12 protein-coding genes are annotated in these 15,543 nt (G+C 51.7%); 6 read left to right on the top strand and 6 right to left on the bottom strand.

Annotated elements, in window-relative coordinates:
* Positions 1-44: 44 nt before the first annotated feature.
* The gene (locus tag AC3WQT_RS11675) at positions 45-1,775 is read left to right on the top strand and encodes a methyl-accepting chemotaxis protein (RefSeq protein WP_492704051.1); all 1,731 of its coding nucleotides are present in this window, start codon (positions 45-47) and stop codon (positions 1,773-1,775) included.
* A 202-nt stretch (positions 1,776-1,977) separates the two neighbouring features.
* On the top strand, positions 1,978-2,262 hold the full coding sequence (locus AC3WQT_RS11670; RefSeq protein WP_423006498.1) for an energy transducer TonB: 285 nt from the start codon (positions 1,978-1,980) through the stop codon (positions 2,260-2,262).
* Between the two features lie 139 nt (positions 2,263-2,401).
* Here the strand turns inward: AC3WQT_RS11670 and AC3WQT_RS11665 are convergent, their stop codons facing one another.
* From AC3WQT_RS11665 to AC3WQT_RS11650, 4 genes are all read right to left on the bottom strand, one after another.
* Positions 2,402-4,570, bottom strand: coding sequence for a M3 family metallopeptidase (locus tag AC3WQT_RS11665; RefSeq protein ID WP_492704049.1), 2,169 nt, complete (start codon positions 4,568-4,570; stop codon positions 2,402-2,404).
* A gap of 141 nt (positions 4,571-4,711) precedes the next feature.
* Complete coding sequence (locus AC3WQT_RS11660) at positions 4,712-4,849, bottom strand: hypothetical protein (protein ID WP_492704047.1); 138 nt, start codon at positions 4,847-4,849, stop codon at positions 4,712-4,714.
* A gap of 18 nt (positions 4,850-4,867) precedes the next feature.
* Positions 4,868-6,082 (bottom strand): MFS transporter, encoded by a 1,215-nt coding sequence (locus AC3WQT_RS11655; protein WP_492704045.1) that lies wholly within the window; start codon positions 6,080-6,082, stop codon positions 4,868-4,870.
* Positions 6,083-6,200: 118 nt separating this feature from the next.
* On the bottom strand, positions 6,201-9,080 hold the full coding sequence (locus tag AC3WQT_RS11650; RefSeq protein WP_492704044.1) for an ATP-binding protein: 2,880 nt from the start codon (positions 9,078-9,080) through the stop codon (positions 6,201-6,203).
* Between the two features lie 163 nt (positions 9,081-9,243).
* Between AC3WQT_RS11650 and AC3WQT_RS11645 the strand changes: the two genes are divergently transcribed.
* The 3 genes from AC3WQT_RS11645 (at position 9,244) to AC3WQT_RS11635 (ending at position 12,109) form a co-directional block, all read left to right on the top strand.
* The gene (locus AC3WQT_RS11645) at positions 9,244-10,797 is read left to right on the top strand and encodes a DNA-3-methyladenine glycosylase 2 family protein (RefSeq protein ID WP_492704043.1); all 1,554 of its coding nucleotides are present in this window, start codon (positions 9,244-9,246) and stop codon (positions 10,795-10,797) included.
* A 21-nt stretch (positions 10,798-10,818) separates the two neighbouring features.
* Positions 10,819-11,301 carry a methylated-DNA--[protein]-cysteine S-methyltransferase gene (locus tag AC3WQT_RS11640; protein WP_492704042.1) on the top strand — a complete coding sequence of 161 codons (483 nt, stop codon included), beginning with the start codon at positions 10,819-10,821 and terminating at the stop codon, positions 11,299-11,301.
* A 244-nt stretch (positions 11,302-11,545) separates the two neighbouring features.
* Positions 11,546-12,109, top strand: a complete 564-nt coding sequence (locus tag AC3WQT_RS11635) for a phasin family protein (RefSeq protein ID WP_492704040.1) — start codon at positions 11,546-11,548, stop codon at positions 12,107-12,109.
* A gap of 95 nt (positions 12,110-12,204) precedes the next feature.
* On the opposite strand, the gene AC3WQT_RS11630 is transcribed toward AC3WQT_RS11635, so the two are convergent.
* Both AC3WQT_RS11630 and AC3WQT_RS11625 read right to left on the bottom strand, forming a co-directional pair.
* Positions 12,205-12,618, bottom strand: a complete 414-nt coding sequence (locus AC3WQT_RS11630; protein ID WP_492704039.1) for a hypothetical protein — start codon at positions 12,616-12,618, stop codon at positions 12,205-12,207.
* 17 nt (positions 12,619-12,635) lie between these two features.
* A complete protein-coding gene (locus tag AC3WQT_RS11625; protein WP_492704037.1) occupies positions 12,636-14,423 on the bottom strand; it encodes a sulfatase family protein in 1,788 nt (595 codons plus the stop codon).
* Positions 14,424-14,541: 118 nt separating this feature from the next.
* On the opposite strand from AC3WQT_RS11625, the gene AC3WQT_RS11620 reads away from it, so the two are divergent.
* Positions 14,542-15,435, top strand: a complete 894-nt coding sequence (locus tag AC3WQT_RS11620) for a LysR family transcriptional regulator (protein WP_492704036.1) — start codon at positions 14,542-14,544, stop codon at positions 15,433-15,435.
* The last annotated feature ends 108 nt before the right edge of the window (positions 15,436-15,543 follow it).

Raw genomic sequence — 15,543 nt, 5'->3', positions numbered from 1 at the left:
CTCAACCATTTTTCACACCAGTCAAGCAAATGAATTTATCAAAAATGACAGTAAGCAGACGTCTGGGACTGGGCTTTGCTCTGGTTTTGACGTTTTTAATTGCCGTAACCATTGTCGGCATTTCAAGAATGTCCCAGATTCAGGGGCGACTGGAGAAAATCGTGAATGTCAGCAATGCCGAGACCCGTCTGGCATTGGATATGCGCGCCATCGTTTATGATCGCATGGTGTCGCTGCGTAATCTGACCTTGTTGAATGATGCAGCAGATATGGAGCCGGAACTGAAAAAGATTGCCGAGCAATCCAAGCAGTACGCAACGGCTGATGAAAAATTAAGCAAGATGGCTGCTGAAGAAGGCAATGTCTCGGCAGAGAAAAAAACCTTGCTGACCAAGTTGAAAGAGGCAGAAACCGCTGCTGCCGCCCTGCCTGCCAAAGCACAGGAACTGGGCCTGGCAAATAATGCCGAAGCTGCCACTATTACCCTGATCAAGAAATTGCGTCCGGTACAGAAAAAATGGCTGGATACGCTGGACGAACTGGTCACGCTGGAAGATAAACTCAATACCCAGACTGCCGATGAAGCAAGTGCCGCTTTTAAAGCGGCAACAAGCATGATGCTGACCCTGGGTGGTCTGGCACTGGTTGCTGGTATTTTTGCTGCATTCAAGATCAGCCGCAGCTTGCTCAGCCAGTTAGGCGGCGAACCTGATTATGCTGCCACTATCGCCGGTCAAATTGCCGCAGGTGACCTGACGGCGCCTATCGATTTGAAATCCGGTGACAGTACCAGTCTGTTATATGAAATGAAAAACATGCGCGACAGCCTGGTGAATATCGTCGCCCAGGTGCGTAATGGCACGGATACCATCGCCACTGCATCCAGCGAAATTACCACTGGTAATCTGGATCTGTCTTCCCGCACCGAGCAGCAAGCCAGCTCGCTGGAAAAAACCACTTCGTCCATGAAAGAATTGACGACCACGGTAAAACAAAATGCTGACAATGCACGCGAAGCCAATCAACTGGCTGCATCTGCATCTGAAGTCGCGCGTCAGGGTGGTGTAGTGGTTGCCCAAGTGGTCGATACCATGGGCTCCATCAATGAATCGTCCAAGAAAATTGTCGACATCATCAGTGTTATTGATGGCATCGCTTTCCAGACCAATATCCTGGCCTTGAATGCCGCCGTAGAAGCTGCCCGTGCCGGTGAACAAGGCCGCGGTTTTGCGGTCGTTGCTGCGGAAGTGCGCAACCTGGCCCAACGCAGTGCTGCTGCTGCCAAGGAAATTAAAACCCTGATCGGCACTTCAGTAGAGAAAGTCGAAATCGGTACCAAACTGGTTGGCCAGGCGGGTGTGACGATAGACCAGGTGGTCTCCAGCGTTAAACATGTGACTGACATCATTGCCGAAATCAGCGCAGCGAGCCAGGAGCAAAGCGTAGGTATTGAGCACGTCAACCATGCCATCATCGAAATGGACGGCATGACCCAGCAAAATGCAGCCTTGGTGGAAGAAGCAGCAGCGGCCGCTCAAAGCCTGCAAGATCAGGCGTCTGAGCTGGCAAAAGTGGTTAGCGTCTTTAAATTGCATGCAAGTGAACGTGTCCAGCAAATTGCTGCTCCGGTAGCACAGGCACCGGTGCGCCGGGTAGAACCGGTAGCCATCAAGACTAAAGCAAGAAGCAGTCAGGTAAAGTCTTTACCAGCCGCCAGAACTGCACCGAAAAAAGCAGCCGCAGCAAATAGCGCTGATGAATGGGAAGAGTTCTGACACAGATAATGTTAAGTGCTGATGATTGATCATCAGCACTTAAGCTCGCAACAATTAAACGCCAATTGTTGCGAATAGTGTCTAGCCTTGAAATCTGTTGGAAATTTTTTATACTGAATAGAAAATGAATACAAAGAGTTCTATGAAACCACAATTATCAATTCTCATTTCATCCTTATTGCTGTGCGCCAGTGCATCTGTCATGGCTGCCGAAACTTCGCCAGTCATGGATAGCAAATCCTGCGAACCGCCAAAGTACCCAAAAGCAGCTTTGATGAATGAAGAAACCGGCACGGTTACCATGGGTTTTCTCATCAGCACAGATGGCAAGGTTGTTGAATCCAAAGTCGAAAAATCCAGCGGATCCAAGAGCCTGGACAAGGCTGCATTGGGCGCATTGAGCCAGTGTAAATTCAAGCCAGGTACCAAGGACGGTAAACCAGATCAGCTATGGGCAAAGGTTGATTTTGTCTGGAAGCTTGAGTAACTTCAGTTGAAGTCAAATAAATGAAAAGAGGGAACATTGAATAATGTTCCCTCTTTTTTTGATCCGTTTTTAATGTCTTTAGTGTTCAGTGAACTAAGCTATGCAGATTTATTTGCATAGCTCCTCACTTCATCTCGTCCTATTGCTTTTGCAAACCACGGCGTATCAGCAATGGTTCTATCTTCGGCTCGCGACCACGGAAATTGCGGAAAGATTCCAGCGGGTCCATGCTGCCCCCCTTGGACAATAATTGCTGACGGAACCAGTCGCCATTCTTGCGGTTCAGGCCACCGTTTTCCTTGAACCATTCCACGCTCTCGGCATCCAGCACTTCACTCCACAGATAGGCGTAATAACCAGCTGAATAGCCACCACCAAAGATGTGGGAGAAATACGTGCTGCGGTAACGCGGTGGCACAGGCGCAAAGTCGACACCTGCCTGTTTCAATGCGTCTGCCTCAAAAGCCAGGGCATCTTTTGGTATCTGTGCAGGCGTCAGTTGATGCCAGCGCTGGTCCAGCAGGGATGCTGCCAGATATTCCGTTGTTGCAAAACCCTGATTGAATTTATTGGCTGCCGTGATTTTATCGACCAGGCTTTGCGGTATCACTTCACCATTTTGATAATGTCTGGCGTAGTTTTTCAATACCTCAGGCCAGGTCGCCCACATTTCATTGACTTGTGAAGGATATTCGACAAAGTCACGCGGCACATTGGTGCCAGAAAAACGCGGGTACTTCACATTCGAGAACAGGCCGTGCAGGGCATGGCCAAATTCATGAAAAGCGGTGCGCACTTCATCAAAGGTCAGCAGGGTAGGTTGGCCTGTTGGCGGTTGCGGGATATTGAGGTGATTGGCAATCACAGGCTGAGTACCAAACAGCGTGGATTGTTCTACATAGGCATTCATCCAGGCACCGCCGCGCTTGGTGTCGCGCGCATACATGTCGGCAATGAACAAGGCCATGCTCTTGCCATCTGCATCAAATATTTCATACACCTTGACGCTGGGGTGGTACACCGGCAAGTCAGTGCGTTCTTTGAAGGTAATGCCATACAGCTTGGTGGCAGCAAAGAAGACACCGTTTTCCAGCACATTCTTCAATTCAAAATAAGGGCGCAACTGGCTGTCGTCAAAGCTGTATTTCGCCTTGCGCAATTGCTCGGTATAAAATGCCCAGTCCCATGCCGCCAGCTTGAAATTACCTTGCTGTGCATCGATGATTTTTTGCAGCTCTGCGCCTTCGGCTTTTGCGTTATTCACTGCTGCCGGTGCCAGCTCACTCAGCATCTTGTTGACTGCCGTAGTGGTTTTGGCGGTTTCGTCTTCCAGGCCATAGGCGGCGTGGTTGGCATAACCCAGCAGGGTGGCACGTTCAGCGCGCAGGCGTGCCAGGTCGATGGCGACCTGACGGTTATCAAATTCACCGCCATGGCTGCCACGGTTGACCGATGCTTCATGCAGGCGCTGGCGCAGGGCACGATTTGCCAGGCTGGCCTCAAATGGCTGGCCAGTAGTATTCATGAGCGGTATCACGAATTTATCTTTCAAGCCACGCGTCTTGGCAGCTTCAGCGGCGCTGGCGATTTCTTCTTCAGACAAGCCCTGCAATTCTGCCTTGCTATCGACGACGATGGCCGAGGCATTGGTCTCTTTCAACACATTCTGGCTGAACTTGGTAGACAGGCTGGCCAATTGTGCATTCAGGCTCTTCAGTTTTTGCTTATCCTTGTCGCCCAGCCTGGCACCGGCGCGCACAAAGTCTGTGTAATAGCGTTCCAGCAAGCGTTCTGATTCTGCATCCAGCTTCAGTGCCTGGCGTGCTTCATATAATTTGCTGATGCGCTGGAACAGGCGTGCATTCAGGAAAATCTGGTCCTGATGAGCAGCCAGCTTGGGTGCCAGGTCACGCGACAGGGCTTCCAGTGCAGGATTGGTATTCGCACCTGTCAGGCTGAAGAAGACAGTGGAGACGCGGTTCAGCATCTGGCCCGCACGTTCCATGGCGACTACGGTATTTTCAAATGTGGGGGCGGCACGGTTGCTGGCAATCAGCGTAATTTCAGCAGCATGCTGACGCATGCCTTCGGTGAAGGCAGGTCCGTAGTGTTCATTCTTGATCTGGTCAAAAGCCGGATAGTGGTAAGGCAGTTTGCTGATACTGGCAAAGGGATTGTCCGCCAGTTTGCTGGCAGTTTTCTTTTGCGAGACGGCCTGCCCAGCTTCTTTAGCTTCGGCAGCAACGACATAGCTGCCGGGTGTGGCCAGTGCCGTACCCAGCAAAATGAGCAGTAAATGTTTGTTCATGTAGTTTTACCAGTATCTTTGATCAAAAAGGGAACCCAGTGTAGCAGACCCTCAACTGGAAAGATCGTTCAATCTGGGCAAAAAAAATAGCGCCCTGAGGCGCTAAAAAATGTGTAAAAAACTGTCTGCAAAAATCTGCTTTCAACACATGACGAAGCGGTTCGCCAGGTCAAGTATGAAAGAAGGACGCAGATAAGCGAAAAACACCAGGGCCAGCACCATAGCGATGATGCTGCCCCAGAGCAGACGCAATAATCTTCGCGATAATTGTTTGGACATGATTTTAATAGTGCTTGCTCAGGCCGGGGCTGGATTGGCGCGGACTATAGGTTTTTCACTGATAGGCAAATTCACCAGCGCGGCAAAGATACCCAGCGCCAGGACGATGCCCCACACCATATTGTAGCTGCCGGTCCTGGTATAGATATAGCCACCCAGCCAGACACCGATAAAGCTGCCCACCTGATGGGAGAAGAACACAAAGCCTGACAACATCGACAAATACTTGACACCAAAAATCCCGGCAACGACACCATTCGTCAATGGTACGGTGGAGAGCCACAACAAGCCCAGCGCTGCGGCGAAGAGATAGACAGAATAGGGTGTCAACGGTGCCAGCAAGAACAGACCTATGACGATGCTGCGCGCCAGATAGATGGCTGACAACAGATAGGGTTTGGGGAACATGCCACCCAGCTTGCCCGCATAATAAGAGCCGAAGATATTGAACAGGCCGATCAGCGCCAGCGCATACACGGCGACGCTGGGGTCCATGACGCCCTTGTCTTTCAAGTAGGCAGGCATGTGCACGCCGATAAAAACCAGCTGGAAGCCACAGACGAAATAACCAGCCACCAGCAGCAAAAAGGGTTTATAGGCAAAGGCCTCGCGTATCGCTTCGGTAATGCTTTGCTGCGGGCCAGTGGCTTGTTCCAGTGCCGGTTCGCGCAGCTTCCAGGCCATGGGCACCATCAACACCACGACCAGTGCTGCCAGCACATAGAAAGCATTTTGCCAGCCCGCGTGATCGATCAATTGCTGTTCTATGGGCATCATGACAAACTGGCCAAAGGAGCCAGCGGCAGAGGATATGCCAAAAGCCCAGGAGCGTTTTTCCAGCGGAGCAGTGCGGCCTATGATGCCGCTGACTGCACCAAACGAGGTACAGGCCAGTGCTGCACCTATCAATATCCCGGTACCCACAATGAACAGGCCGGATTGGTCAATCAAGGCCATCCACAGCAATCCTGCGGCATACAGAAAGGCACCCAGCACCATCATCTTCATCGTGCCTACACGGTCTATCACCATGCCAGCCAGCGGGCCAAACACGCCCCACATCAGGTTTTGCAAGGCCATGGCCATGGAAAAGGTTTCCCTGGTCCAGCCATGTTCTTGCGAGATGGGTTGCATCCAGAAACCAAAGCCATGCCTGACACCCATGGATAAGGTGATGACAATACCGCTGGCCAGCAGCACGGTTTTCAGGTCGGGGGCGCGTTGAGTAGTCATGATTTTCACTTATAAGCAAACTTGGTAAGTGTATGCCAATCCTGAAAATCATGTGGACTGCCCAAAACACCATGACGGTATGGTGTCTCGCAGCAGTCAGAATTGTTTTGTCCAGCTCTTATGGATTGAGTGGCAGATCCATGGTAAACCGTGTCCCCATGCCCGGCGCACTGTCGACAGCGATGTTGCCATGCAGGATGGTGGTCACCAGGTTGTGGACTATGCTGAGCCCCAACCCACTGCCACCCTGGCCCAGCTTGGTGGTAAAGAAGGGGTCGAAAATCCGGCGCAAATCCTGAGTCTCTATGCCCTTGCCATTGTCGCTAAAGGTGATTTGCACCTGATTGTCCGGCGTCTTGTGGGCACGTAACAGCATCTTGCCGTTTTCACGGTTTTCAAAGGCGTGTAGCATGGCATTGTTGATGAAATTGGTCAGTACCTGTCCATAAGGGCCGGGGAAGCTGTTGAGCTCTATATCGTCGGGAATATCAATTTCCAGCGTATGCCCATGTTTATGGATGAGATTGTGCAAAGTGCGTATGACTTCCAGGGTAGTCTTGCGCAAATTGAACAGTCTGCGTTTCTGGCTGGTCTGGTCTACCGAGACTTGCTTGAAACTGCTGACCAGGTCACTGGCACTCATGAGATTGCGCAGCAATAATTCATTGGCATTATTGATGGTGGCCGTAAACTGGTTCAGGTCAGAACGCTTCAAGGTGTTTTCTGTCAGCTTGCGTAAAAACAGGACTGATTGTTCCTGTAAGGTCGTCGCTGTCAGCAGGCTATTTCCTATGGGGGTATTCAATTCATGGGCAATGCCTGCTACCAGTGAACCCAGCGCCGCCAGTTTTTCTTGTGAAATCAGGATTTGCTGGGCTTTCAAAAGCTGCTGATAAGTCTCGGCATTTTCCACAGCAATCGCAGTGTAGGCCGCCAGCATCATGGCGATGTCCAGATGCATGCGCTGGAAGGCATTTTTTTGCGTGCTTTGTATGGCGATGATACCTACGGTACGGCCCTTGATCATCAAGGGCACATAGATATGTGAGATGGGGATGATTTTTTCCAGACCGGCAAAGTAGGCACTGTCCACCGTCAGCTTGTTCAAGCCCGCTTCGCTAATGTAATTCTGGTATTCGGTATAGATGTCGCTGATAAAGATAGGCTGCTGATGTGAGACACACCAGGCTGACAGTAAATCCTTGTCCCTGATATCGCGTATATACGGCAGCATGCGATGGCCGCGCAAGATATTACAGGGGAATTCTATGGTCTCCTGTTCTGGCCGGTACAGACCCACGGCAAATACTTCTGCGCCCATCAAATCATGCACATGACGGTAGACGATTTCCATGATGGTATCGCGGTCCAGGCTGGAGGTGATTTCCCTGCCTATTTCGCTGAGTCGGTAGATATGTTTGTGTGCCTGCTGTAATTGTTCGGTTTGCAGTTGCAAGCTGGCTGTGCGCTCCAGCACCCGGGCTTCGAGTTGTTTCTGGGTTTGCGCATGCTCAGCGTGACTGAGCACCTGCTGTATCAGATTGCCCAGATGGCGGCCAAACAAGACATCTTCACGTGACCAGTTCCTGACCCCGCTTGTATGTGCGAAGCAGATCAACCCTACGCTTTTGCCATGCAAACGCAAGGGTATTTCCAGCGCTGAATACAATTGCTGTTGCCCCAGCAATGTTTTCATTTCTGTCGCCACCACATGCAGGCGCATATCATGCCCTACCAGTGGTACTTCATCCTGCTGCAATATATGCATCAACAGTGGCAAGTTCTGGCAAGGCATTTCTGCCTTGACCTGGGCCTGGCTGCTGCCCGCCTTCGCATGGCAGTGCAAACCTACTTCATTACCATCAATTAAAAAGACGGCAGCCAGTTCGGTATTCAGGATGGCCAGGGCAGTATCTGCGATCAATTGTAATACTTCGCCTTGCTGGCCTTCTTCCAGCAAGCGATTCGATGACAGTTCCAGCAGGATTTCTACCGGTGACTTGTGCGACAAATCATAGGCACGCAATTCATGGAACTTGTCCATCATGCCCAGTTCACTGAGCTCGCTCGTGGTTTGCTGATGCAAGCGGGCAAAGTGCAAGGCTTGCTGCCAGTTGCCTTGCTGCTCGTGGATTTCTGACAGGGCAGCCAGACTGCGTACTTTTTGTCGGCGTGAGGCGACTTTTTCTGAATAACTCAAGGCCTTGCCATAGGCATCCAGCGCCTCATCGAATTGTCCTGCTGCGCGCAATATGTCGGCCAGCGAATCCAGCACTGCGCCTTTCAACCATACATAGTTGCAGGCATCGGCCAGATCCAGTGCAGTGCGGATATGGGTTTCAGCTATTTCCAGTTGTGCATTCCTGCTCGCGACCAGACCCAGATACCAGTAAGTCTCGGCCAGGTATTCATGGATAGCATGTTGCTCGGCTAATACTTTCGCCTTCAGAAAGCAGGCTTCTGCTGCCAGCAATTCACCGGTATTGAGTTCGTTGACACCCAGGTTGATGATTTGCTTGCACAGCAGATAGGGCTCATTCAATTGCTCCAGCAAAATGCCGGCATCGGTATGAAAGCGTGCCGCGGTTTTCCTGTCACCGAGGGCATCATAAATTTGCCCAAGTCCTATATGGGCTTCTACCAGCGTCAACTGGTCACGGTTGAACTTGCTCAGGTCTACGCAGCGCGTCCAGTACATCAGGGCGTCGCGGTAGGCACCCTGGGTATAGCTGATACGGCCCAGTGCCAGCAGCATCAGGCCAGCCGGGCGTGTCAGTTGCTGTTGCTCGGCGATGTGCAAGCCCTGTTCCAGTTCGCTTTGCATGGAATGCGCCTGACCCAATCTTTCCAGTATCAGGTAGCGCTGGTAACAGGCGTCAAGCTGCAAGCCAGCTTGCCCGGCTGCTGCGGCTTGCTGGCTTAATTGGCCGAGTAAACAAGTCGCCAGCCGCGGATGCCTGCGCGCGGTCTTGACGATACGATGTAAATTGCGATTCAAATTCAGCGCCTGGCGCATGATTCCCGATTTGTTTGTCCGAAAATGGCTAGAAGAGTGACTGGCACTCGCGTATAACGATTCCTGAAGATAGTAATGCAGATTGCAAATTGGGTACATAATTTTAGCTATCCGGGAATTGATTACGCATAAGAAAGTGGCGGCTATGGAACAGCAGATACCAACCATGCAGGGCAAGCATCAAACAGCAGTACCGCCTGACGCGACCAGTCTCATGCTGACTGAGGCTAGCGATGGTTTGACACAAAAGCAGTGTTATTACCGTGCACTGGCCGCCAAGGACAGCCGTTTCGATGGCGTGTTTTTTACTGGTGTCAAAACTACGGGCGTATATTGCCGTCCGGTGTGTGGCGTCAAGACGCCACGTGAATCGTCCTGTGAGTTTTTCAGCAGTGCTGCCGCGGCAGAGGCTGCCGGTTTTCGCCCCTGCCTGCGTTGCCGCCCCGAGCTGGCACCTTATGCGATACAACAGAATCTTGCCCATGCCATCTGGCAAAAAATCGCTGACGGTGCTCTGAATGAAATGGACATAGAAAATTTCTCCCACCAGGTCGGCTTGTCTTCACGGCAGTTGCGCCGCGTCATGTTGCAGGAATTTGGTGTGACCCCGGTAGAACTGGCGCAAACCCAGCGTTTATTGTTTGCAAAAAAACTACTGCAAGAAACCCAACTGGGGATGGCTGAGATTGCCTTTGCCGCCGGTTTTGGCAGTGTCAGGCGCTTCAATGCCCTGTTTTCAGAGCGCTATCAAATGGCGCCAGGCTCGATACGGCGTGCGGCAGATAGTGCTGGCGAAGGCGTTAGTCTGAAACTGGCTTACCGCCCACCCTATGCCTGGGACGCAGTGATCGCTTACCTTGCCGGGCGCGCCATGCCGGGACTGGAAGCCGTCATCGATGAAAAAGGCGGCAAAGCCTATGTGCGCAGTGTGCAGATGGATGGGCTGGAAGGCTGGCTCAAAGTCGCGCATCTGCCAGCCAAACAGCAACTCAGCTTGCAAGTCTCGCCTTCATTGGCACCGGTACTCATGCCCTTGATGGCCAGAGTCAGGCAGCAATTTGACCTGGAAGCCAACCCTGCTGTCATACAAAGTCATTTGCAAACAGATAGCTTGCTGGCCGGGCAAATCCTGCGCACGCCTGGTATGCGCGTGCCGGGTGCCTTTGACAGCTTTGAGCTGGCTATCCGTGCCGTGCTGGGCCAGCAAGTCAGTGTGGCTGGTGCTACTACCGTCGCTGGCAGGCTGGTGACCCGTTTTGGTCAACCGGTGCTTACACCGTTTGCTGCTGTCACCCACCACTTCCCCAGCCCGCAAACCATCGTAGACCTGTCGATAGACCAACTGGCAGGCATAGGCATACCCGGTGCCCGTGCTGCCACCCTGCAAAACATCGCCCGGTTTGCACTTGATGGCGGCTTGCAAAGACAGTTGGCTGCCAGTTCAGATGAGATGGTGGCAAAACTGAAGACTGTTAAAGGCATAGGCGAATGGACGGCGCAATACATCGTCATGCGCGCCCTGCGCTTCTCGGATGCCTTTCCGGCGGGGGACCTGGGTTTGCAAAAAGCGGCGGCTTTACTGGCGACACCGGTAAGCGAGCGCCTGACTGAAAAACAATTACTGAGCATCGCCCAGCCCTGGGCACCGTGGCGGGCCTATGCAGCACTCCTGCTATGGCAATCACTAAGTAAAGAGTAAAGAAAGAGGGAAGGAAATATCATGAAATACATTAATTACAGCAGCCCGGTTGGGCAATTATTATTAGCCGCCAGTGAGCGTGGTCTCAGCGGCGTCTATTTTGAAAACCATAAGCACTTCAAAGGTAGTGCAGGCTGGCAAGAAGATGAGTCTGATCCTGTCCTGATACAGACACGCCAGCAACTGCAGGAATATTTTGCCGGGCAGCGCCAGGATTTTGATTTGCCGCTGGATTTATCTGCAGGCACAGACTTCCAGCAAGAGGTATGGGCAGCCTTGCGCCGCATACCCTTCGCCCAGACCAGCAGCTATCTGGCCCTGGCGCAGGGTATAGCAAGACCCAAGGCAGTACGTGCCGTGGGAGCGGCGAATGGGCGTAACCCCTTGTCCATCATCATTCCCTGCCACCGGGTGATCGCCAGTAATGGCGCGCTGACAGGTTATGCGGGTGGTTTACAGAATAAGGAAGCCTTGTTGATGCTGGAAAGAAAATTTTCTAAATAGCAATATTGGCAGGTCACGCCTATGCCAGGCATGTGCCTAAAGAGTAAGCAGGGCAAGTAATTTCAGGAAAAGCAGATAGATATCTGAAAATATCATTTAGATAATTTTGGTGCGATGCACAAAAAGTGCTTGACGTTTTAAATTCTACGTGTAGAATCGTAATTGTTGCGGTGCACCATTCAAGAATTCATGGAAAGCGCTGCCGATTACTAAAGCCACTTAATTCCATCTACCGGAGAATGCCATGACTACCAATACACCAGAACAATTTATCGCTACGACTAAAGCTAACCTGGAAGCCCAATTTGCTTCCCTGACTTCCCTGAACAAAAAAGCATTTGAAGGCCTGGAGCAGCTGTTTGCCCTGAACGTCAATGCTGCCAAGGCAAGTTTCGAAGAAGGTACTGCTGCTGCCAAGCAACTGTTGAGCGCCAAAGACCCACAAGAATTTTTCACTTTGTCTGCAGCCCAAGCTCGGCCAAATGCTGAAAAAGCCCTGGCTTATGGCCGTCACCTGGCGAGCATCACTACAGCAACTCAGCAAGAATTCACTAAAGCAGTTGAAGCGCACATCGCTGAAACTAACACTAAAGTGATTTCCCTGATCGATGAAGTGACTAAAAATGCACCAGCTGGTTCCGAACAAGCTGTAACAGCCTTGAAATCTGTTGTTGGCAACATCAACGCAGGTTACGAGCAACTGTCCAAGACAACCAAGCAAGCTGTGCAAACTCTGGAAGAAAACCTGAACAAGGCTACCCAGCAGTTCACACAAGCGGCTGAAAAAGCAACTGCTAAAAAGAAGTAATTTAGCAATTGTAGATTCAGGCTCACTGCGGTGAGTTGCAGTAAAAAAATCCCCTGATGCTCGCATGAGGGGATTTTTTCATGGGCAGCCATAACTCAAGTCTGCGTTGGTGGTGAAGTTGATGGCGCTGGTTGCGCTGGTTGTTTACCCAATAAATAAATCAGATACAGTATTACGCAAACGCCATCAAACAAGGCTGCGTTACGAAGACCCTGCAAGGCGGGCTCAGTCCAGTTGATGGCCAGCATCACAACCAGTCCCAGTTTCTCAACAGCCGCCGCCAGTAAAATCGCCCTTCTTGCCTGCGTTTGTTTAACTGAATAGATGATCAGCGCGCCCACCACAAAAGCCATCAAACCCCAGTGCCTGGCAAAGAACAGGCCGGTGACGTCGCCTACTTGCATGCCTGATGCCTGCAAGAACAGGGTGGGAGCAATAAACTGCAAGCCAGCCAGCATGGTGACTGTGCCGCTAACGTACAGGATTTTGCTTATGGTTTTTTCTTGCATGCTCTCCCCCAGCTTGTTCAGGTTCCACGTTGATATAAAAATGCCGGTCCCGGCAAATCCCTGCCCAGATCGGCACCTACTTCGGCAGTGATCAGTACATTCAATCTACTGTTCAAGTCTAGCAACAAATCTTTGTATTGCTCGGGCTTTGCTGCCAGGTTGGTGATTTCATTCGGGTCGGTTTGCGTATCATAAAGCTCCAACTGGTTGCGTGTCGTCAGATTTTGCCAGTCGCGTGGCTGGTGATGATCAGCAGGTTTGAAATAGCGGGCAAATTTATAGCGGCCATCATGGATGCCACGGAACAGGGCCGGGTTGTCCAGGCTTGGCAGGAACTGACCGCTTTCAAAACCGATGAAGAGCGAACTCAGCCGGTTATAAGTCTTGCCGGTCTTTGCACCTTTACGCGTAAATTCCGGGTCCATATACAAAGGAACGCCGTAATTAAACAAAATCCCTTTTTTATCGCGTTCTGTGGCCGCGCCAGCTGTGCCGATGGCGGCGCTGATGTCCAGACCTTTCAAATAGGGATATTTTTCAGCAGTTGCACGCGCATCCACACCAGCCATACCCAGAATGGTGGGCACCAGGTCCATGTGTGAACCCAATGCATTCGTCATCCTGCCACCGGCCACATCGGGGTGGCGCACGATAAAAGGCAGGCGCATGTTTTCCTTGTACATGAACGGCCCTTTCTGGCGCAGCTTGTGCGCACCGGCCATCTCACCATGGTCTGAGGTATAGATGACGATGGTGTCCTTGTCCATGCCCAGCTTTTTCAGTGCCTGCAAGACGGTCAGGGCATGGCTGTCTACATCACGCACGCAATTGAAATAATAACTTTGATAGGCGCGCCAGGCAGATTCATCGTGTGGATCGATATGACCATACAGCCAGTTGCACATTTCCATGTAAGAACTGGTGGCCCAGGGTTTGTCACTTAATTTATCCTGGTAATAACTGTCCGGCAAAGGCAGGTCCCAGTTTTTGTCGTAAACGCCGCCAGTGGGTGGGCTGGACAAGGGCGACAACATATTGCGCTGCTGCCGGCTGGCTACCTGTTTATCGCTAGTGCTGACATACATGACATCATGCGGATTAACAAAATTCACAGCCAGAAACCAGGGTTGCTTGCCGCGCATGTCACGCCCCTTGCTGCCCAGCCATTGCACAGCATTACTGGCGATTTGCCCGTCATAGCGGTAACCGGTCCAGGTAGCGCCGTGCGGATCGCCATCAAGGTTGTAGTCAGAAAAACCGTAAGGTTCCAATGCATTTTCGGTGCTGGGATAAGGGCCATATACCAGGCCAGGGTCGGCACGCAGGTGGCTTAAATGCCATTTGCCCTTATAGGCCGTGTAATAACCCTGCGCCCTTAACAAATGTCCCAGGCTGGGCAAGCCATCTGCCAGTTTTGGGAAAGAGGGTGGCGCATCGACATTCGCTGTCATCAGGGTGTGCTGGGTATGCTGGCCAAAATACATATTCGAGCGTGAAGGCGAACAAGGCGTGGTATTCGCATGGAAATTCATCATGCCTGTACCTTGCTCCAGCAGCATTTCATGGGCGGACAAACCCAGGCCAGGCGGTAAGTCTTGCCAGTGACGTAACTGGTCATTCACGATCAGCAAGATATTTGGCTGCCGCTGGCGCAAGCTTGCGGCTGACATGGCAGAGGGCACTTTGGGTATGCTGCGCGGTCTGTGCTGCTTGTCGGCCACATCGCCAATGGCGGCACCCAGGCCTACCCCTGCCATCGCTGCCAGTACTTTTCTGCGACTGATGTTGCCTGACTGATCTGCCATGTATGGTCTCCATCTGAGTTCTAAGCTTAAAGCAGTGTGTGTCACTTAAGCGCATACGTCCAGTGCATTATAATCATCGTATTGATACCTAAAAGGTATGATCTGTTATGGTCTGTACATGAACCTCAACAAGCTCAGACATGTCGTCGTGCTGGCAGAGCAAGGCAACTTTGCCCGTGCAGCAGACAAACTCAGCCTTAGTCAACCTGCATTGAGCCGCAGCATTTCAAGCCTAGAAGATGAGTTGGGCATGCGCCTGTTTGACCGTGATCAGGCTGGTGCCACAGCCACTACCGCCGGCAGGCAGTTGGTTGTACGTGCCCGTGATTTATTGTATGCGGCAAATAACCTCAAGCAGGAAATGGCACAACTGCGCGATTGCGAAAGTGGCCAGATCGTTTTTGGTGCCGGTCCTTTTCCCGCCGCCAGTTTTTTACCCGGTGTTTTGACGGAATTGGCGACCGCCTATCCACGCATGCGTACCGTGCTGGAAGTGAATAATAGCGACACTCTGATGGAACACCTGCTGGCAGAAAAGCTGGAATTCTTCATCGCTGACACCCGTACCCTGAACCCCAACAAGCATGTGAACACCAGGCCTTTGACGCGCCAATTTGGTGGCCTGTATTGCCGCCGTGAGCACCCACTGACGCAGAAAGCGGTACTAAGTCTGCAAGACTTGCAAAACGCCAGTTATGCCAGTGTATATCTGGCAGACATTTTCCTGTCATCCATGCGCAAGGCTCTTGGCCTGGAACCCGGCCAGGATCTGCCTATGGTCACTACTTGCGACAATATTTATGTCCTTAAGCATGTAGTCATGAACAGCGATGCCATCCTCTTGTGTACTCAAGCAGCAGTAGCAGCAGAACTCAAGTGCGGTGAACTGGTCGAGCTAAAAGTCGATGGCTGGCAAGCCATCCACGCAGAAATTGGTGTGGTCAGCCTGGCAAGACGCAGCCTGTCGCCGATGGCAGAACTGGTATTGGCCAGGGTCGCTGCGCATGTATAAACCGCATGGTTTTGAGCAGGATCAAGAACCAGACATGGCAAAACACCATCTTTTTTAAAGCCCGAGAACTCAGGCGGGCGCGAGCAGTGGTAAGCTAGAGCATGTATT

The organism is Undibacterium sp. FW305-107, from assembly GCF_058788535.1.
The sequence above is the reverse complement of the archived record's forward strand: the minus strand, read 5'-3'. Positions and strand labels throughout refer to the sequence as shown.